Source organism: Segniliparus rotundus DSM 44985, from assembly GCF_000092825.1.
Lineage (GTDB): Bacteria > Actinomycetota > Actinomycetes > Mycobacteriales > Mycobacteriaceae > Segniliparus > Segniliparus rotundus.
Genome location: NC_014168.1, coordinates 2,764,367 through 2,782,336, shown reverse-complemented (window position 1 = coordinate 2,782,336; position 17,970 = coordinate 2,764,367). Strand labels below are relative to the sequence as shown.

The following is a 17,970-nucleotide window of genomic DNA, read 5'->3' as shown; positions in this document are numbered from 1 at the left end:
ATTAGAGTTTGATGACTTTCGCCACCGCTTTCGCTTTGCCCTCCACGAGGAACCAGATGTCTGCCTCCTCGTCGGTGACCGCGGAGCTCAAAACAATCTGCTCGGCGGGTTGGACGGGGGAGATGTACTCGATGATCGCGCGGTACCGCCCGGCGAGCAGTTCAGAGCCGCTGAGCAGGTCTTCCACCGCCTCCCAGTAGGCCGCGTTGTTGACGTGCCGGAATTGGTCGATGTCGGTGGCGCGCAACTGCCAAGGGGACAAGACGGCGCTCGCGGAGGGCTCCTGCCCCAGGACGGGCTTCCACCGCAGATGATGGTTCTCGGTCGCCCGCCCGAACTTCTCCACGAAGTCGTCGCACATGCGCGCCGGGCCCTTGGTCTCCTTGTTGAAGTTGATCCAGAAAGCCTCGGTCTCGAAGTGCGACCCTTTGTCTCCGACGACTTGGATGCGCACATTGCACCAGAATTTGCCGATGCCCGAGCACCAGCGGCGCAAGGTCAACCGTTCGCGGATGACGTCCGGGGCCGGGGCGTGCGCCTCGATCACCGTGCGCTGCACGACCCAGTAGGGGTGGATGTCGTCAAAACCTGTTTCGACCAGATGGTCGAGCCCGAGGTCTTGGAGGTAGCGGGCCACCGAGTCGAGCCGGGGCCGGCGGTTTGCGTCCAAATCCCCCAGCCCGGCCTGCCAGGACTCCTCGAAATACAACTCGGGGTCTTCGGGCAGCGGAGCCAACGGTGCGATCAGGCTCTTCTCGGTCAACGTCGGCTCGCTCATAGTGTTTCTTGCGCCTTACAGAAAAGATTCGGTGGGGTCACGACGTGGAAAGCATACCGCGTCCACGGTCGCCAACGCCGATGAAATGTGTGTGTGAACGGTACTATGCTCAGCTGTGACCCGGCTCGGCAGTGTGTGGCTCCAGTGGAGCCGTTTCGTCGTGTCCGGGCTGCGGACTGGTCCGGTCTGGGTCGTGTTGCCCGCGTTGGCGCTGGGCGCGGTGGCGCTCCCGCAATTCTTCGCGTCCTCGGCCCACGCCGAGGCGGTGGAATACATGGTGCCCACCCCGGAGATGCCCGACGTGAAAGTCCGCGTCTGGCGCGCGGCCGGCGGCGGCAAAAAATCCCTCATCCTCCTCGACAGCCTCAGCGCCTCCGCGAACCGCAGCGGTTGGGAGGAGAACACCGACGCGGAGAACATCGCGCTCAGCGGGATCAACATCGTCGAGCCGGTCGGCGGCCGGGCGAGCTTCTACACCGATTGGGACTCCAAAAGCAACCTCAACAACCAGCCGTACCGCTATTTGTGGGAGACGTTCCTCGCGGTCACGCTGCCCAGGTTCCTCGCTTCGATCGGCCTTGACCCGCAGCACAACGCCATCGCTGGCGCGTCGATGGGAGGCGGGGCCTCCCTCATCCTCGCCGCCAACCACCGGGAGCTTTTCTCCTTCGCCGGATCGTTCTCCGGGTTCGTGAACGTGAGCGCGCCCGGAGCGCGCGAGTCCATCCGCGCGATCATGCTCGGGGACGGCGGCTACAACAGCGACAGCATGTGGGGCCCGCCGTGGAGCCCGCGCTGGGTCCAGAACGACGCGACGATGCGCGCCGACGATCTGCGCGGGGTGTCCATGTTCGTCTCGGCCGGCGGCGGCGGGACGACCTCGCTCGACGCGGGCAGCGCGGGCCTGGACGCGCTCAACGCGCACATGCTCGAAGGAATGGCCAACTCCGAAGCGCAGGCCCTGCAACGCCGATTCGCGGAGCTGGGCGTCCATGCGAGATTCGATTTCACCCCGCAGGGCACGCATTCATGGCCGTATTGGAAAGCGGAGTTGTGGAAGGCTTTGCCGGGGATTCGGTCGGCCTTGGGTGTCTGAGTCGTCACGATCCGCTGTGACTCTCCTGAGAATTGCGGATTTTGTCCACGGTTTTTGCGGCTATACTCTGTATCGTGTACCTCGCCGCGTGAGAGCGGTGCCGCAGCCCAACAGGTGCTCGCGGCCCATGCGGATCCGAAGACACGGCGAAGAGGTTCGCTGGGTTTGCCGTTCTGCCGCCACGGTTGGCAATATTGCCGCTGTTGCGCGCAATGACGGGTCACGCGGCGGAAGAACATTGAAAGGAAAAGTATGCAACGTCGCACAGGTGTGCTGAAAATATCGGCGGGGGTGATGGCCGCTGCTCTTGGATTCAGCTTCGCCAGCGCGCCGCAGGCGAGCGCCATGGAGGACCCGGGCCCCATTCCCGCGGTCCAGTCCTCGGCTGACGACCCCGGCCCCCTCGCCCATGTGCAGGAGTACTACGTCCCGACCCCCGAGATGCCGGACGTGAAGCTCCGCGTGTGGCGGGCGACCAACGGTTCGAAGAAGTCCGTGGTGCTGCTCGACGGCCTGCGCGCCACCAACGACGTCTCCGGTTGGGAGCACGAGACCAACGCGCACCTGTTGGCGGACCACGGCGTCAACGTGATCGAGCCGGTCGGCGGCAACGCCAGCTTCTACACCGACTGGCAGCAGCCGAGCCAGGGCAACAACCAGCCCTACCGGTACATGTGGGCCACCTTCATCGGCAAGACCCTCCCGGCGTGGATGGCCTCGCAGGGCCTGGACCCCAACGGCAACGCGATCGCCGGTCTGTCCATGGCGGGCTCGTCCGCGTTCATCTTGGCCGCGAACTACCCGGACAAGTACAAGTTCGCCGCCGCGTACTCGGGCTACATGAACCTCGACGACGGCAGCCGAGGCCAGATCTGCATTTCGATGTGGTCGGAGCAGGGCTTCAGCTGTGACAGCATGTGGGGACCCGGCTACAACGACACCTGGAAAGCCAACGACCCGGTCGCGCAGCTCGACAAGCTCCGCAACACCTCGCTGTACCTCTCCTGGGGCAACGGCGACAAGGGCCCCTGGGACGACGACTACGCGAAGCACGCGAACTACGGCCCCATCAACAGCTTCTCGGCTGGCTTCCTCGAAGGCATCATCAAGGGCGACGACGAGAAGTTCAAGCAGGCCGCGGACGCCACTGGCGTGAACGTCACCTACAACATCCAGCCCTGGGGCACCCACATGTGGCCGTACTGGGAGTACAACCTCTGGAACTCCCTCGACCAGATGAAGACCGCCATCGGCGCTTGATCCGACACGCAAAACGAGATCGGCCCCGCACCCTAGGGTGCGGGGCCGATCTCGTTTTCCATGCGGTCCGGTCGCCCCAGGAAAGGCACGCCCCTCGCCGTGCCTTTCCTGGGGCGACGTCCAGCTCTGCGGCGCCCGCCGTTGGCCGTCCTGGGAAGAGAACCACCGGCTTGCCTCGGATCAGATGAAAACAGACTCCGAGCCCGATTCCGGGCGGGCGCAAGGCCTCCTCTCAGAGTGCGCACAGGCTGGCTGGCCATGATGGAGCATGTCCCCCCGCGACGGCGTGGGACTCGCGTGCCCGCAGCGATATGTGCGACCCTCGAAAGGTCGTTTCCGAAAGGACCCTCATGGAAAATTCTGCGCAGAGCGCCCCTCGTGCCGCCGACGCGGGGCCGAACCGCTCATTTTCGCGGCGGCGCTTCGGCCTGCTCGCCAGTGCTGGAGCCGCCGGACTCGTGCTCGCGGACCACATGCCCCGCGCCTTCGCGACCCCCCCGGACGATCACGCTGGCTCCGACCCCAACGACGGGGTGGAGGAGCACATGGTGCCCACGCCCGAGATGCCGGACGTGAAAGTGCGGCTGTGGCGGGCCACGAACGGTTCGAAGAAGAGCGTCATCCTGCTCGACGGGCTGCGCGCCACCTGGGACGTGTCCGGTTGGGAGCATATGACCAATGTGTACGAGGCGGCGAAAAAAGGCATCACCGTGGTCATGCCGGTCGGCGGCAACGCCAGCTTCTACACCGACTGGGATGCGCCCAGCAACCTGAACAACCAGCCTTACCGGTACATGTGGGAGACCTTCATCGGCACGACGCTGCCGAATTTCTTGGGAGCCCAAGGGCTCTCCTCCACCGGCAACGCTCTCATGGGGCTCTCCATGGGTGGCGGGGCCGCGCTGATCCTCGCGGCGAACCACCGTGACAGGTTCGCCTTCGCCGGGGCGCTGTCGGGGTTCCTCAACATCACCGCGCCCGGCATGCGCGAGGCTATTCGCGCCGCGATGCTGTCGGAGCAGGGCTTCAACAGCGACAACATGTGGGGGCCGCCGTGGAGCCCGCGTTGGCCGCAGAACGACCCGACGATGCGCATCAACGATCTCAAAGGCATCCCGCTGTACATCTCAGCCGGCAGGGGCGGGGCGACCGAGAAGGACAACGACCTTTCCGGCGTGGACAAAGTCAGCGCTACCGGTTTGGAGACCATCGCATACTCGCAGACGAAGAGCTTCCAGGAGAAAGCCCAGCAAGTCGGGCTTGACGCCCGGTTCGTCTTTGACGCGGCGGGCACGCACAACTGGCCGTATTGGCAGGACCATTTCTGGGACTCGCTCGACTACATGAAGCAGTCTATTGGCGCCTGAGGGGCGTCCTGAGCGAGCACGCCGCCGTCGCTGAGGCTCTCGCCGCGTCGAAAGCGGCTTCGGCCTGGCTCTGCGAACCGGCGTTGGCCTCTGTGTTGAGCGCGTCGGCATAGTCCGAAGCCGCTTGGGCGTAGTCGCCGATCGCTGACGCGACCTCCTCGCTCGCTGCGCCGAGCTGCGCATTGGCTTTCGTGCTGGCATTGCGCAGCGCCAGAATCGCGATCCTCGCCTGGTCCGAGGTCGGCTCCTGCTGCCCTTGGTATGGGCTGATGACCTGCTCCAACAGCTGGTCGATGTCCATGAACCGGGCGCAGGCCCTGGCTGCGGACGGTGTCGCAGGCGCTGCCGCGGCTGGGCACAGGCCCATGAAACAGGTCATCGCCACTGCGAGCGCTCGGAGCATGCGCTCACGCTACCAGCAGCTGCCTCGGCGCGTGTGGCCGCGCGGGCGGGCGCTGCTCCCTGGCCGCTCACACGAGAACGCCTCGTTTTCGCAGCGCGTGCTGCCACAGGCGCAAGCCCAAATACGACCGCCACGGCGCGGCTCGGCGGGTGTCTTTGAGGTCGATCCCGAGGTCTTTGGCCCCTTGGCGGACCACCAGATCGGTGTCGAGCAGCGTGTCCGGGTCGAGCAGGTGCCGCAGCACAACATAATTCGCCGTCCACGGCCCGATCCCGGGCAGGCCGAGCAGCTGTTCGCGAAGGTCGGCGGGGTCCATGCCGGTGTGCGGCTGCAACTTCCCGCTCGCGAGCGCCTGCGCGACGGCGAGGATCGCCTGTGTCCGTTTTGCGGGTCCGCGCAGCGAGGCGCCTTGGTCGTCCGCCAGCTGCCGCGCCGTCGGGAACAACCGGTTGAGGCTGCCAGCCGCGTCGGGGTCCTCGACAGGGTCGCCGAGGAGCTGCGCGAGCCGGCTGATGTGGGTGCGGGCCGCGGCGACGGAGATTTGCTGGCCGATCATCGTCCGCAAGATCAGCTCCGCTGGGTCCGCGACTCCAGGAATACGCAGTCCAGGGGTCTGTGCGATCTGCGCGGCGAGCTTCGGTTCGGCCTCGGCCAGCGCCTGGTCGACAGTCTCCGGGTCGCTGTCCAGGTCGAACAGGCGGCGGACGCGGTTCACCGCTGTGCTCAGATCCCGCACATCGGCCAGGTGGAATCGGGCGCGCACGGTTGTGCCGACCGGTTCGACCCGCACAGAGACGACAGCAGAGCCATGCGGCAAACGCATGGTCCGGCGGTAGTCGCCGCCGCGGACCTCTTCGACTCCTCGGGCGGCGTGGTCCGTGAGGAACCAGCGCATCCAAGGCGTATCGAGCGCGCCTCGCAGGGGCATCCTCAGCGCGATCGCGCCTGCGCGGACATCCGCTGGAAATGTGTTGCGGCGCAGCTCGCGCGGCGAGGCGGCGAAGAATGCTCGGATGGTGTCGTTGCACTGCCGGACGCTGGAGAACCCTGCGGCGAATGCGATGTCGGCAAAGCCCATGCCGGTGGTTTGGATGAGCGTGCGCGCCGTGGCGGCTCGGCGGGCGCGGGCGAGCGCCAAAGCCCCGGCTCCGAGCTCCGCGACAAGCAAACGGTTCAGCTGCCGGCTGGAATAGCCGAGCTGGCGGGCGAGCCCGTCCACCCCCTCGTGGTCGACCACGCCGTCGTCGATGAGCCGCATGGCTCTGGCGGCCGCGTCGGAGCGCAGATTCCACTGCGGCGATCCGGGGCTCGCGTCCGGGGCGCAACGTTTGCAGGCCCGATAGCCCGCGAGATGCGCCGCTGCCGCCGTGGGATAGAAGACGACGTTCTGCGGTCGCGGCGTTCGCGCCGGACAGGATGGTCTGCAGTACATCCCCGTGGTGCGCACCGCGGTGTAGAACTGCCCGTCGAACCGGGCGTCGCGGGACGTGATGGCCCGATACGCAGCCGCGAAATCCATCCCGGGGCCTGTGCGGCCTCCTGCTGTGCCCATGCGTCCACTCTGCCATCGCGCCGCAGAGATGACGAGCGGTTTTCGGACGTCGCAGTCCGCATGCGCCCATTCGTGGATTCGACGCACGGTGAGCATGGATCTGTGCTCCGAGCAGTCATTTCATTACACTTTCGCTTTTTGTGGCCCAAGAATTCTCGGTCAGAGCGAGAAGTTTTCCGTCAGAAGGGAACCCGTGACAACGGCAGTGCACAAGTCTCAGCAGTCCGACGACGTCGTGTGGATACGGTCCGCGGCGGATGTCTCGGACATTGTGAACCGAGGGGCGGCGCGGGCGGCGAACGCGCGGGTGATCGTTCTGCTCGCGTTGGGCGGCGTCTTCCTGGACGCGTATGATCTGACCTCGCTCGCCTATGGCGAGGAGGCCGTGCGCGACCAGTTCCACATCGGATCGGCGCAGCTCGGTTTGGTGGTCAGCGCGATCTCGCTCGGCGCGCTGGTCGGGTCGTTCTTCGGCGGAGCGCTGGTCGACCGCATCGGCCGGTACCGGGTCTTCATGGCAGACATGGTCTTTTTCGTCGTGGCCGCCATCGGGGCCGCGCTCTCTGTGAACGCGGCGATGCTCATCGGCTTCCGTTTTCTCATGGGAGTCGGCGTCGGCATGGATTTGCCGGTCGCGATGGCGTTCCTCGCCGAGTTCTCCCGACTGAAAGGGCGGGGCGGCAAATCGGACCGCACCGCCGCCTGGTGCCCGGCCTGGTACGCGGCCACGACTGCCTGCTATGCCGTCATTCTGGCGATCTACTTGTTCCTGCCAGCTGGTTGGCATCAGCACACCTGGCGGTATGTGGTCGGGTTCGGCGCGGTCCCCGCGCTCGCCATCATCGCGGTGCGCAAACGCTATATCGACGAGTCCCCGACTTGGGCCGCGGGCCAAGGCGACCTTGCCGGGGCGGCGGCGATCCTGCGGCGCAGCTACGGCGTGGACGCGCGGGTGGCCCCCGACGCCCGTCAGGACAGGCAGCACGCCAGCGCCGGCCAACGCTACCGGGAGTTGTTCCAACCGCCTTACCGGCGCCGGACGCTGCAGAACCTCGTCGCGAACACCGCGCAGAATTTCGGTTACAACTCGGTCGCTTTCGGGCTCCCAGTGATCCTTGCGGCCTTCCTGTCCCAGGGGGAGCTCACGACGATCCTTTTCGCGTTGGTTTTGAACCTTGGTTTCGCCTTCACCGGCGGCATGTTGGGCATCGGCTGGTCGCGCCGGTTCGGCGCCTGGCGGATGACATTGGCCGGGTTCGCCCTGCAGCTTGTTGCTTTCCTCGTGCTGGCGTTGCTCGGCGCGCCCAAGGGGACTGCCGCCATCGCGCTCGCCCTGGCGATGCTCGGGCTGTACCTTTTCGCCCAGGCGAGCGGACCCGGAGCCAATCTCATGACTTTCGCCGCGCTCAGCTACCCGACCCGTATCCGGGGCACTGGCGTCGGCTTCAGCCGTGGCGCGGACAGCGCCGCCACGGCAGTGACGCTGTTCCTTTTCCCGCTCCTCGCGGCAGCGTTGTCCACACGCGTCTTCTGGGTCATCGCCCTTGCCCCGGCCATCGGGGCGCTCGCATTGGTGATCGGCCGCTGGGAGCCTGTGGCCCACGACGCGGACTCCGAAGACGCGGCGGCCTCCCAAGCCCGATCAGCGCACCCTGCCCGTTGAGCCCGCTGATGCTTCCCCGCGCATGCCCGCCTGAGCGGGCGCGCCGCGCATTGCTTTTCCGTGTTCCGACAGGGCGTGTTTCGACAAGGATCTGGCAACCTCGGGACTGCGCGCGGGGCTAGACTGCCGGTATGCCTTTCGACCTCGATCGCATCCGCGCGGACACCCCTGGCGTGATGGGCACGCTCTTCTTCGACAGCGCAGGCTCCTCGTTGCCGCCGTTGCCGGTGCTCGACGCCGTGATCAGCCATTTGCGGCTCGAAGCCCAGGTCGGTGGGTATCGCGCAGCGGAGATGGCAGGGGATCGGTTCGCGGGCGTGAAGCAGTCGATTGCGGAATTGATCGGTTGCGCCCCGAACGACATCGCGCTCCTGGACTCTGCGGGCAGGGCGTGGAACGAGTTCTTCTCCGCGGTGCCTTTCCAACCGGGGGAGCGCATCCTCACCTGTCGCGCCGACTACCCCAGCAACGCCGTCAACGCGCTCAAAGCGCACAAAACACATGGGGTGAGCGTCGAGGTCATCCCGTCCGACGAGTTCGGCAGGGTGGACCTCGACGCGTTGGCGGCGATGTTGGACGACCGGGTGCGCCTGGTCTCGCTGGTCGAGGTTCCGACGAACAGCGGGCTCATCAACCCGGTGCGCGACGTGGTGGAGCTGGCCCACCAGCATGGCGCTTTGGTCCTGCACGACGCCTGTCAGTCGGTGGGCCAGCTGCCGGTGAACGTCGCCGAGTCCGGTGTCGACGCGCTGTCCTCCACGGGGCGCAAATGGTTGCGCGGCCCGCGCGGGACAGGGTTCCTGTATGTCAATCCGAAGACGACGGCGGGTCTGGAGCCCCGTGTGCTCGGCACATCCACCACAGCGTGGACCAGCCCCGACGGTTACGAGGTGGCGAACGACGCGAGCCGGTTCGAGCAGTGGGAGGGCAATATCGCCGGTTTCCTCGGGCTCGGCGCGGCGGTGGACTACCTCCTGGGCGTCGGCGTCGAAGAGGCCAGCGCGACGCTGCGGGCGAACGCGCGGCGGCTGCGGGCGGGCCTTGCGCAGATCCCTGGCGCGCAGGTGTGGGACTTGGGGGACGAGTTGTCCGGCATCGTCACCTTCACCCTTGCGGACAAGGCCGTGGACAGCGTCGTCGCCGAGCTCGCCGGGCATTCGGTGTCCTGCCACTTCTCCCGTCGCACTTCCGCGCAGCACGACATGGCCGCCAAGGGCCTGTCCGCGGTGGTGCGGCTTTCGCCGCACTACTTCAACACGGACAGCGAGATCGATGATGTGCTGGAGTTGGTCGCGGACGTCGCTTCCGGGTTGAAGTCGTAGGACGCGCAGCCCGAGGCACGAGGGCGCAGTGTCCCGGCTGGCTCTGCAACACGCACAGCGAGATCGATATGTGCTGGGGTTGGTCGCGGATGTCGCGAAGTCCGCATGAACGCCTGTTGCGAGAAACGTCTGTGGCGGGCCGAGTGTCTCGGCCCGCCACAGACGTTTCTGCGCGTGCGGTGCTAGTGCGCCGCCGCGGCGGGTGTGTGCGTGGGCGGTAGCGGGGTGGCGTGCTTGCGAACCACCATCGGCCACCAGAACCAACGGCCGAGCAGGGACGCGATCGACGGCGTCATGAACCCTCGGACGATGAAGGTGTCGAACAGCAGGCCCAGGCAGATCGACGTGCCGCATTGCCCGATGGCGATCAGGTCGCTGGTGATCATGGAGCCCATGGTGAACGCGAACACCACGCCTGCGGAGGTGACGACCCCGCCGGAACCGCCGATGGCCCGGATCATGCCGGTCTTCAAACCGCCGTGCAGCTCCTCTTTCATACGGGACACGAGCAGCAGGTTGTAGTCCGACCCCACTGCCAACAGGATGATCACGGTGAAGGGCATCACGAACCAGTGCAGCTGCAGGTGCAGCAGGTGCTGCCAGATGAGCACGGAAAGCCCGAAGGAGGAGCCGAGCGAGATCGCGATGGTGCCGACGATGGTGAAGGCTGCCACGATGCTCCGCGTGATGATGAGCATGATGAGGAAGATCAGGCTCATCGCGGAGATGACAGCGATCATGAGGTCGTATTTGACCTGTTCGCCGATGTCGTGATACGTCGCGGCCGTGCCGCCGAGGTAAATTTTGGCGTCTTCGAGCGGCGTGCCTTTCACGGCCTGTTTCGCCGCCTTGAGCTCGGTCGCGGTGGTGGCCAACGCTTCGGCTCCCGCAGGGTCGCCCTGATGGGTGACAATCATCTGCGCGGACTTCTGGTCCGGGGAGAGCATGAGCCGCAGGCCCGTCTTGAAGTCGTCGTTTTGGAACGCCTCCGGGGGCAGGTAGAAGAAGTCGTCGTTCTTCGCCTGGTCGAAGGCCTGGCCCATGATGTAGCTGGTGTCCGTGCTCCGGTCCATCTGTTCGATCATGCTGTTCATGGTGCTGTACATGCTCAGCATGGTGTGCTGCATGCTCTTGGACACGTCGATCATCGGCGGGATCAGCGCCAGCATTTTCGGCATGACCGTGTCCATGTGCTGGATGTCGCCGTACATCGTGCCGATCTGGTCGGTGAGCCTGTCGATGCCGTCGAGCGCGTCGAACAGCGACCGGCCCGCCCAGCACCAGGGGAGCTCCCAGCAGTTCGTCTCCCAATAGAAGTAGTTGCGGAACGGGCGCATGTAGTCGTCCAGGTAGCTCATGCTGTCCCGCATTTGGGAGGTGACTTTGACCATCTCCGCCGTGTCGCTGGTCATGTGGTGCGTGACCTCGGTGAGCTCTTTGGTGACGGCGTACATCTGCTCCAGGGTGGAGATCATGGTGCCGAGGTCCTCGGTCGCCATCTTCTTCATGTCCCGCATGCTCGACTTGAGGTAGTCCATGTTCAGGCGCATCGGCGTCGATCCGGCTCCGACCTGGAACGGGATGGAGCTGTGGTCGATAGGAGCCCCCAGCGGCCTGGTGATGCTCTGCACCTTGCCGATGGAGTCGATGCGGATCACGTTCTTCGCGATGCGGTCCAGCACGAGCATGTTCGCGGGCGTGGCCAGGTTTTGGTCCGTCTCGATGAGCATGATGTCGGGGTTCATCCGGGCCTTGGAGAAATGCTTGTCGGAGGCGAGGAAGCCGATCTTGGACGGCAGCGTTGCGGGAATGTAGTCCCGGTCGTTGTAGTTCACCCGGTAGGACGGCAGGATGCTCAGACCGATGAGGGCGACGAAAATCGTGACCACCAGGATCGGCCCTGGCCAGCGTGCGATGGCGGTGCCGATCCGGCGCCAAGTCCGAGACTGCCCGGCGTTCTTGCTCTTGGACTCCATGAGCCCGATCTTGGTGGCCATGAGGAGCACGGCCGGCATGAGCGTCATCGCGGCGGCGACCACGACCAGCATGCCGATGGCGCACGGCACGGCGAGCGATTGGAAATAGGGGAGGTTCGTGAAGCTCAAGCAGTATGTCGCGCCCGCGATGGTCAGGCCCGACCCGAGGACCACATGCGAGACGCTGTGGTACGTGGTGAAGAACGCGCTGATCCGGTCTTCCCCTTCGCCCCGTGCCTCGTGGTAGCGGCCGACGAAGAAGATCGCGTAGTCGGTGCCCGCAGCGATGGCGAGGGCGACCAGCAGGTTCGTCGCGAAGGTCGACAGGCCGATGATATGGGTGTGGCCGAGGAAGGCGACCACACCGCGCGCGGCGCTGAGCTCCATGATGACCGTCAAGAAGATGAGCAGCGTCGTGAAAATGGAGCGGTAGATCGCGAGCAGCATGACGACGATGACCCCGAGGGTGATGAGCGTCATCTTGATCATGCTCTTGTCGCCGGCGTCGTTCATGTCCATGGTCAGCGGGGCTTGGCCGGTGACATAGACTTTCACCCCAGGCGGAGGGTCGTCCGCTTTGGGGCCGTGTTTGCAGTCGACTCCCTCAGGTTTGCAGTCGACCAGGTTGTTGACGATGTTGCTCACCGACTGCACGGACTCTTTGCCTTCGTTGGTGCCCTGGTCGCCGACGAGGTTCACCTGGACGTAGGCGGCTTTCCCGTCCGTGCTTTGCACGCCGCCCGCAGTGGTGCGGGCCCCCCAGAAGTCTTGGACGTGCTCGACGTGCTTGGTGTCCTTTTGCAGGCGTTGCACCATCTTGGCGTAGTACTGGCGCGCGTCGTCGCCGAGCGGTTTCTTTTCGTCCTCCAAAAGCACCATGGCGATGCTGTCCGAGTCGAATTGGTGGAAGAGCTCGCCTTGCCGTTTGATGGCTTTGTAGGACGGCGCGTTCTTCGAGGCCAGCGAGACGGAGTTCTCTTTGCCGACCGCTTCGAGCTGCGGCACGAAGATGTTCAGCAGGACGATGCCCACCAGCCAGAGGATGACCACCAAGGGCGCCGAGTGGCGCAGGGCTCGCGCGATGCGGGAACGCTGGACGGGCGCGTGGGGGGCGTTCGGGGTGCTCATGCGGCGGTGCTCCTCATCGCCCTGCCGTTGCGGGGCTTCGTTGTGCTCGTGGACGGATGCTGGGCGCGGCTCCCACAGATACGCGCCAGTGGGGGAATCGTCGCGCTCATGCAGATTTCACCAGGCAGAAGACGTTGGAATGGTAGCCGCTCACGGTTTCGTGGTCGCGTTCTTCGCCGTTGACGACGATTTGGCAGCCGATATGGTCGCTGTCGCCCTGGGCGACGACTTGCGCGAACATCGAGTTGAGCTTGGTGGTGACGGTGAGCGTCCACGGCAACGAGGTGAACTGCGCTTTGTGCGGGGTGGTGCGGTCGTCGACGTAGTTGACTTCGCCGTGGGTCCCGGCCGGTCCGGTGATCGTGTAGGTCACTTCCTTGGGGAGCACAGGGTCGGTGTTGTCTTTGATCTCCTTGGCCTGGACGCTCTCCGAGCCGAAAATGCCGTGGATGCGGTACACCGCGAAACTGGCCAAAATAACGACAGACACGATGATGAGCGGGAGCCAAATCTTTCCCATGATTTTCACAGCTTCACGACCTCTTTTGTTTGTTCACGCCTGCGACTCGGCAGGCGGCCGCTTGCACCGCGCACATTTCAGGAACTCCGTTCTGACTGACTCTCAGGGGACTCTCAGGGGGTTGTCCAGTATTTCCCAAGCAATGGTTGCATACTATCAAGTAAATTTCTATCTTTGTGTCCGACGCTGCGGACGTGCGCCGGATTGGGTTCGGCCCCAGCGGCGCAGACAAGGGGTTTTCGCTCGTCTGCGCGCTTTTCTGGGTTGTCGAAAGATTCTTTCCGTGATCGGAATCATGTCTTTTCGCGCAGTATGGCCCCCTGCGCGAATGCCCAGACGGCTGCCTTCGTCCGAGCGGCGCGTCAGACCGCCGAGGTGAGCAATGCTGCCGAACCGGCGCGCTTGAGCTTGCCGGAGGAGGTCTTCGGCAAGGTTCCGGGGCCGAGCACGACAACCTTGCGGGGCCGGACCCCGACCTCGGAGAAGACGGCGTGCACGATGTCGTGTTTGATGCGCTCGCACTCGTCTTCATCTTCGTGGAACTTGCTCTCGACCACCACTGCGAAGGATTCGCGCAGTTCGCCCGCGTCCAGCCGCACGGCCACCGCGTTGCCCGCGCGGACTCCGGACACGCCGCACGCCGCGCGCTCGATGTCGGTGGGGTAGATGTTGCGCCCGCCCATGATGATCACATCTTTCACGCGGCCGCACACGACGACTTCGCCGTCCTCGGTGAGGTAACCGAGGTCGCCGGTGTCGAGCCAGCCCTCCGCGTCGGTCATCGGCGCGGGGCCTTCGACGGTGACATAGCCGGGGGAGACGACCTTGCCGCGCAAGTTGATCACCCCGACCTGACGGGGCCCGATGGCGCGTCCCTCGTTGTCGACCACTTTGATCTCCAACGGGTCGACCACTTTGCCGAGGGTCGCCAAACGGCGCACATTGCCTTTCGTCGTCGGCACGGCGCGGCCCATGAGCTCGAGCAGGTCGGCGTCGACGATCTCTTCCCGAAGCCCCGTGCCTCGAGTCGGGAGGGAGACGGCGAGGGTGGTCTCGGCCATGCCGTAGCACGGCGCGACCGCTTCCGGCTTGAGGCCGAAGCGGGCTCCCGCCTCAATGATGGCCTCCATGGTGTCCGGCGAGACGGGCTCCGCCCCGTTCATCATGTATTTCATGCTGGAAAGGTCGACCGCGCCGTCCGGGGCCTGGCTCAGCCTTCGGGCGAGCAGGGAGTACGCGAAATTCGGCGCGGCGGTCACCGTGCCCTTGTACTTGCCGATGAGCTCGGCCCACAGGAGCGGGGAGCGCAAAAAGTCTATCGGGGTGATATGCACTGCTTGGCCGCCCAGGATCATCGGGGTGGCGAGGTAGCCGATCATGCCCATGTCGTGGAAGAGCGGCAGCCAGGAGATCGTCACGTCGGTCTCCACGTCGAAGCTCAAACCGTCGTGCTGGGCGTGCGCGCAGTAGTACAGGTTCTCGTGCGTGATGACGACGGCCTTGGGGATGCCGGTGGAGCCTGAGGTCAGCTGCTGCAAGGCCACGTCCCGCTCGCCCATGTCGACCGGGCTGATGCTCGGGCCTTTGCGCAGGTCGTCGATGAGCGCCACGCGGATGCCGTGCTGGCGCAGCACCTCCACGGCGGGTCCGAACGGATCGCCGACGACGACCACGTCGGCGTGGATCATCTGCACGACCCGCAGGGTGTCCTCGGCCCAGAGCGCGAGGTCGGTGCGAGGGGTGGGCTGGTGGAGCATGGTGAGGGAGGCCCCTCGGATCCACACGCCCTGCACCAGGGGGCCGATGTCCACGGGCATGCCCGCGAGGATGCCGACCGAGTCTCCGGGCTTGACCCCGGCCTCGGCGAGGCCGCCCGCGATGCGCCGCGCGATGGAATGCACTTCGCCCCATGTTTGGAACAGCGGGGCGTCCGGGTCGCCGGTGATCAAGCCTCGTGGGGAGGCGGCGGCGTTGGCGAACATCTCCGTCGTGAACTTGCTCAAACTCGGCTCCTCGGGTCGCGAACTATTGCCTTAGAGTACTCTTAGACTCTTCACAGAGCAACCAATTCTGACATGTCGTGGCGGGTTTGGGGGGTGGCAAGCGCCCGATCATGTGTCGCAAGGGCGGAAAAGTGCCTCGATTGTGTCCTGGGCGACATCCGCCGCGTTCTGCGGTTTCCAGGCGGGGGAGCGGTCCTTGTCCACCAGCGCCGCGCGCACGCCCTCGATGAAATCCGCCGTCGCGGTCAGCCTCGTCGCGAGGTCCAGCTCGCGCGCCAAACATGTCGCGAGGTCGCTGCCCGCCCCCTCGCGCAGCAGTCGCAGCGTGACGGCGAGCGATGTGGGCGAACAAGCGGCGAGCGCCGTCCGGGCCGCCCCGGCCCAGTCGCCGGGCTCTTCCTCGATCCGGCCCAAGACCCCCACCACGTCATGGCCCGAGAACACCGCGTCGATCCGCTCCAACGGCAGGGCCAGGGCGGGGACCTCCTCGGTGTAGGTGCCCCACACGCTGTCCGAGTCAACCCCGGAGGTCAGCGCGGAAGTCGCGTCCGCGAGGCGCGCGCGGGGCACGAACCGGGTCGCGAGCCCTGCCGCCACCACGTCCGACCCGCTGAGGCGGGCTCCGGTGAGCCCGAGGTAGGTCCCAAGCTCCCCTTGGAGGCGGGACAGGAAGAACGAGGCCCCGATGTCCGGGAAGAATCCGATCGCGGTCTCCGGCATGGCGGCGACGGCGTGCTCCGTCACGATCCGCTCCGAGCCGTGGACGCTGATGCCGAGCCCGCCGCCCAGGGCGTAGCCGTCGATCACGGCGACGTACTCCTTGGGGTACTCGGCGATGAGCTGGTTCAACGCGTACTCCTCGGCGAAGTACTGCCGGACCAGGCCGCTTTCGCCGTTGACCGCGTGCTCGCGGATCGCTCGGATGTCGCCGCCCGCGCAGAACGCCTTCGGGGAGCTGCTGGTGACAACCACCCGGCGCACCGACGCGTCCGAGGCCCACGCGGCAAGCGGCTCGGCGAGTTCGCGGATCATGCCGAGGTCGAGGGCGTTGAGAGCGTGGGGCCGGTCGAGGACAAGACGCCCGACCCCTTGGTCGAGCGAAACGCGCACTGTGGTCATGCGGGGAACGTTACCCGCTGCGGGGCCGCTGGAAACCGCATTCTTCGGACACCATCGCCCTCGTGTCATGGCATCCCCCTCGTTGCCAAGCCCGGCGGTCTTTCCATAAAGAACCAATGGTCTTTTATCAGTCAGACCAATGGCGGCCGAATTCGAACGAAACGGCCCAAGCCCAAGCCCCGCGCGACCCTCCTGCTGGCCGTCCGCGACCAAAAGAAGGGCGACGACGGTTTTGAGCTGCAATTCGGCAGCAATCACTTCGGCCACTTCGCGCTCACCGGGCATCTTTCGCCGCTCTTGCGCGCAGGGATGGTGAACGCCTGGTGAATTCTCGTTTGACGTGCGCCTGCGCGACCGCCAGGTCCTGTCGCGGCTGCTGTTGGGCGGTATGCTGCCGCCGTGACCAGTGCTCGGCTCCAAGCGCCATTCGCCAGGGAGCTTTCCGGCATGGAATCGTTCATGGCCGGCATGTCCGTCACGATGAACGCGATCATCCGAGGCCGAGGCCGGGGCCGGCTCGAAGAGCCTCTGCTGCGCCAAGCGCTCGCCCTGTTGCGCGAAGCCCATCCGGCGCTCGGCGGCAGGGTGGTGCGCGCAACAGGCGGCGCCGGGTTTGCTCTTCGCCTCGACGAGCCAGACCTGCCTGTGCTGCGGTTCGTGTCCGCAGACCCCGAACAGCGGCCCGAGGACGAGGAGTTGCTCCTGCGCGAGGGCGAGGTCCTCGCCGTGCGCGTGACCACCCGCGGCGATCGGTTCCGGCTGGTCTTCTCCTGCCACCATTCGCTCGCGGACGGGCGCGCGATGCTCGCTCACCTGCGCCGCTTGCTCTCGATCTACACCAGCCTCGCGGCAACCGGGAAAGCCCTCGCGGGACCGGCGCGGCCCGTGCCGCTCTCCCCGGAGAAAGCGCTCTGCGAACGTGGCGTCGAGAAGCTCGACTTCGAGGAATTCCTCCGCCGCGGCTACGGCGAGCAAGCCGTCGAGTTCTTCAACAGCGCCCGCCGCCCGCCGCAAACGCCAGGCCCCGCCGGACCAGTGGCGGCCGCCGCGCCGGGAGAGTTGACCGTCGCGCGCGGGCGGTTGCGCCTCTCCAAGGAGAAGACCGCCGCCTTGCTCCGGCTCGGCAAGCGCGCGCAACTGACCATGCACGGGCTCGTGTCCGCCGCCGCCGTCCTCGCCGAGCTGCTCCTGGAAGGGGCTCCGGATTTCTTGGTCTTCCAGCTGCGCTCCGTGGTGGACGCGCGCGCCAGGGTCGTCCCGCCGATCACTGAGCCCACAGCGGTGACGAATTTCGCGGGGAGCTCGACCGCCGTGGTCCTCGCCGAACGCAGCGGCGACCCGCTGGACTGGGCCAAACAAGTGCTCAGCCAGATCGGCGCGGACCTGGAAAGCGGCCTTGTCGCGCAGAGCATTCTGCAAATGTCCGGTTCCATGGACGCCGTGCGCGAGCTCGCCGGCGCGGCTTGCGCGCCGGCGCCCGACACGGTGTTCATCACCAATGTGGGGGTGCTGCCCCCGTTCGAGCTTCCGGATTCCATCGTGCTCGAAGACCTGCACGGCGTCATCCATTCGAGCCCGGGGCCGGATGCTTTCGCCTGCAAAGCCGGGCAGGGCGCGTCGCGAAACCGTTCCTATCTTGTGTCCACGTTCAACGGCAGGCTGAACCTCGACCTGTTCGGGTTCGGCGCCGACGAAGCCCGCGCCGCGCCGCTGCTCGACGCCCTGGAAAGGGCCTTCGACACGATCCTCGCCAGGGCCTGAAGCGCTCGCGCTGACAAGGTAC

General features: G+C 66.0%; 13 protein-coding genes and 1 pseudogene. 7 read left to right on the top strand and 7 right to left on the bottom strand.

Features of this window, described 5'->3' with window-relative positions; genetic code table 11:
* Window position 1: 1 nt before the first annotated feature.
* Window positions 2–778 (bottom strand): acyl-[acyl-carrier-protein] thioesterase, encoded by a 777-nt coding sequence (locus SROT_RS13515; protein WP_013139583.1) that lies wholly within the window; start codon window positions 776–778, stop codon window positions 2–4.
* Between the two features lie 115 nt (window positions 779–893).
* Here SROT_RS13515 and SROT_RS13510 point away from each other — a divergent pair, with 115 nt between their 5' ends.
* The 3 genes from SROT_RS13510 to SROT_RS13500 all read left to right on the top strand — a co-directional run bounded on the left by SROT_RS13510 (window position 894) and on the right by SROT_RS13500 (window position 4,501).
* Complete coding sequence (locus SROT_RS13510) at window positions 894–1,874, top strand: alpha/beta hydrolase (protein WP_013139582.1); 981 nt, start codon at window positions 894–896, stop codon at window positions 1,872–1,874.
* A 252-nt stretch (window positions 1,875–2,126) separates the two neighbouring features.
* A complete protein-coding gene (locus tag SROT_RS13505) occupies window positions 2,127–3,134 on the top strand; it encodes an alpha/beta hydrolase (protein WP_013139581.1) in 1,008 nt (335 codons plus the stop codon).
* Window positions 3,135–3,484: 350 nt separating this feature from the next.
* The gene (locus SROT_RS13500) at window positions 3,485–4,501 is read left to right on the top strand and encodes an alpha/beta hydrolase (RefSeq protein WP_013139580.1); all 1,017 of its coding nucleotides are present in this window, start codon (window positions 3,485–3,487) and stop codon (window positions 4,499–4,501) included.
* Here the strand turns inward: SROT_RS13500 and SROT_RS13495 are convergent.
* A complete protein-coding gene (locus SROT_RS13495; RefSeq protein WP_041407355.1) occupies window positions 4,488–4,904 on the bottom strand; it encodes a hypothetical protein in 417 nt (138 codons plus the stop codon). The two genes, SROT_RS13500 and SROT_RS13495, sit on opposite strands and share 14 nt — an antisense overlap.
* 67 nt (window positions 4,905–4,971) lie before the next feature.
* Entirely contained in the window at window positions 4,972–6,456 is a 1,485-nt protein-coding gene (locus SROT_RS13490; RefSeq protein ID WP_148223451.1) for an AlkA N-terminal domain-containing protein, read from the bottom strand.
* A gap of 193 nt (window positions 6,457–6,649) precedes the next feature.
* Here SROT_RS13490 and SROT_RS13485 point away from each other — a divergent pair, with 193 nt between their 5' ends.
* The gene (locus SROT_RS13485; protein WP_013139577.1) at window positions 6,650–8,119 is read left to right on the top strand and encodes an MFS transporter; all 1,470 of its coding nucleotides are present in this window, start codon (window positions 6,650–6,652) and stop codon (window positions 8,117–8,119) included.
* A gap of 131 nt (window positions 8,120–8,250) precedes the next feature.
* Window positions 8,251–9,441 carry an aminotransferase class V-fold PLP-dependent enzyme gene (locus tag SROT_RS13480; RefSeq protein WP_013139576.1) on the top strand — a complete coding sequence of 397 codons (1,191 nt, stop codon included), beginning with the start codon at window positions 8,251–8,253 and terminating at the stop codon, window positions 9,439–9,441.
* 182 nt (window positions 9,442–9,623) lie between these two features.
* On the opposite strand, the gene SROT_RS13475 is transcribed toward SROT_RS13480, so the two are convergent.
* The 4 genes from SROT_RS13475 to SROT_RS13460 form a co-directional block, all read right to left on the bottom strand.
* Window positions 9,624–12,545 (bottom strand): MMPL/RND family transporter, encoded by a 2,922-nt coding sequence (locus SROT_RS13475; protein ID WP_013139575.1) that lies wholly within the window; start codon window positions 12,543–12,545, stop codon window positions 9,624–9,626.
* A 106-nt stretch (window positions 12,546–12,651) separates the two neighbouring features.
* Window positions 12,652–13,065: an MmpS family transport accessory protein gene (locus tag SROT_RS13470; protein ID WP_049773457.1), complete on the bottom strand. Its 414-nt coding sequence runs from the start codon at window positions 13,063–13,065 to the stop codon at window positions 12,652–12,654.
* A gap of 362 nt (window positions 13,066–13,427) precedes the next feature.
* Window positions 13,428–15,068 carry a fatty acyl-AMP ligase gene (locus SROT_RS13465; protein WP_013139573.1) on the bottom strand — a complete coding sequence of 547 codons (1,641 nt, stop codon included), beginning with the start codon at window positions 15,066–15,068 and terminating at the stop codon, window positions 13,428–13,430.
* 108 nt (window positions 15,069–15,176) lie between these two features.
* Window positions 15,177–16,187: an enoyl-CoA hydratase/isomerase family protein gene (locus SROT_RS13460; protein WP_013139572.1), complete on the bottom strand. Its 1,011-nt coding sequence runs from the start codon at window positions 16,185–16,187 to the stop codon at window positions 15,177–15,179.
* Window positions 16,188–16,412: 225 nt separating this feature from the next.
* Between SROT_RS13460 and SROT_RS17200 the strand changes: the two are divergent.
* Together SROT_RS17200 and SROT_RS13455 are read left to right on the top strand one after the other, a co-directional pair.
* A pseudogene (locus SROT_RS17200) lies at window positions 16,413–16,493 on the top strand (hypothetical protein); the annotation flags it as partial.
* A 93-nt stretch (window positions 16,494–16,586) separates the two neighbouring features.
* The gene (locus SROT_RS13455) at window positions 16,587–17,948 is read left to right on the top strand and encodes a phthiocerol/phthiodiolone dimycocerosyl transferase family protein (RefSeq protein ID WP_245535308.1); all 1,362 of its coding nucleotides are present in this window, start codon (window positions 16,587–16,589) and stop codon (window positions 17,946–17,948) included.
* Window positions 17,949–17,970 lie beyond the last annotated feature (22 nt).

What these genes read in the sequence shown, in the direction of transcription:
- SROT_RS13515 (WP_013139583.1), bottom strand. Translation starts at nt 778, where the DNA reads ATGAGCGAGCCGACGTTGACCGAGAAGAGCCTGATCGCACCGTTGGCT.
- SROT_RS13505 (WP_013139581.1), top strand. Translation starts at nt 2,127, where the DNA reads ATGCAACGTCGCACAGGTGTGCTGAAAATATCGGCGGGGGTGATGGCC.
- SROT_RS13500 (WP_013139580.1), top strand. Translation starts at nt 3,485, where the DNA reads ATGGAAAATTCTGCGCAGAGCGCCCCTCGTGCCGCCGACGCGGGGCCG.
- SROT_RS13495 (WP_041407355.1), bottom strand. Translation starts at nt 4,904, where the DNA reads ATGCTCCGAGCGCTCGCAGTGGCGATGACCTGTTTCATGGGCCTGTGC.
- SROT_RS13490 (WP_148223451.1), bottom strand. Translation starts at nt 6,456, where the DNA reads ATGGGCACAGCAGGAGGCCGCACAGGCCCCGGGATGGATTTCGCGGCT.
- SROT_RS13480 (WP_013139576.1), top strand. Translation starts at nt 8,251, where the DNA reads ATGCCTTTCGACCTCGATCGCATCCGCGCGGACACCCCTGGCGTGATG.
- SROT_RS13475 (WP_013139575.1), bottom strand. Translation starts at nt 12,545, where the DNA reads ATGAGCACCCCGAACGCCCCCCACGCGCCCGTCCAGCGTTCCCGCATC.
- SROT_RS13470 (WP_049773457.1), bottom strand. Translation starts at nt 13,065, where the DNA reads ATGGGAAAGATTTGGCTCCCGCTCATCATCGTGTCTGTCGTTATTTTG.
- SROT_RS13460 (WP_013139572.1), bottom strand. Translation starts at nt 16,187, where the DNA reads ATGACCACAGTGCGCGTTTCGCTCGACCAAGGGGTCGGGCGTCTTGTC.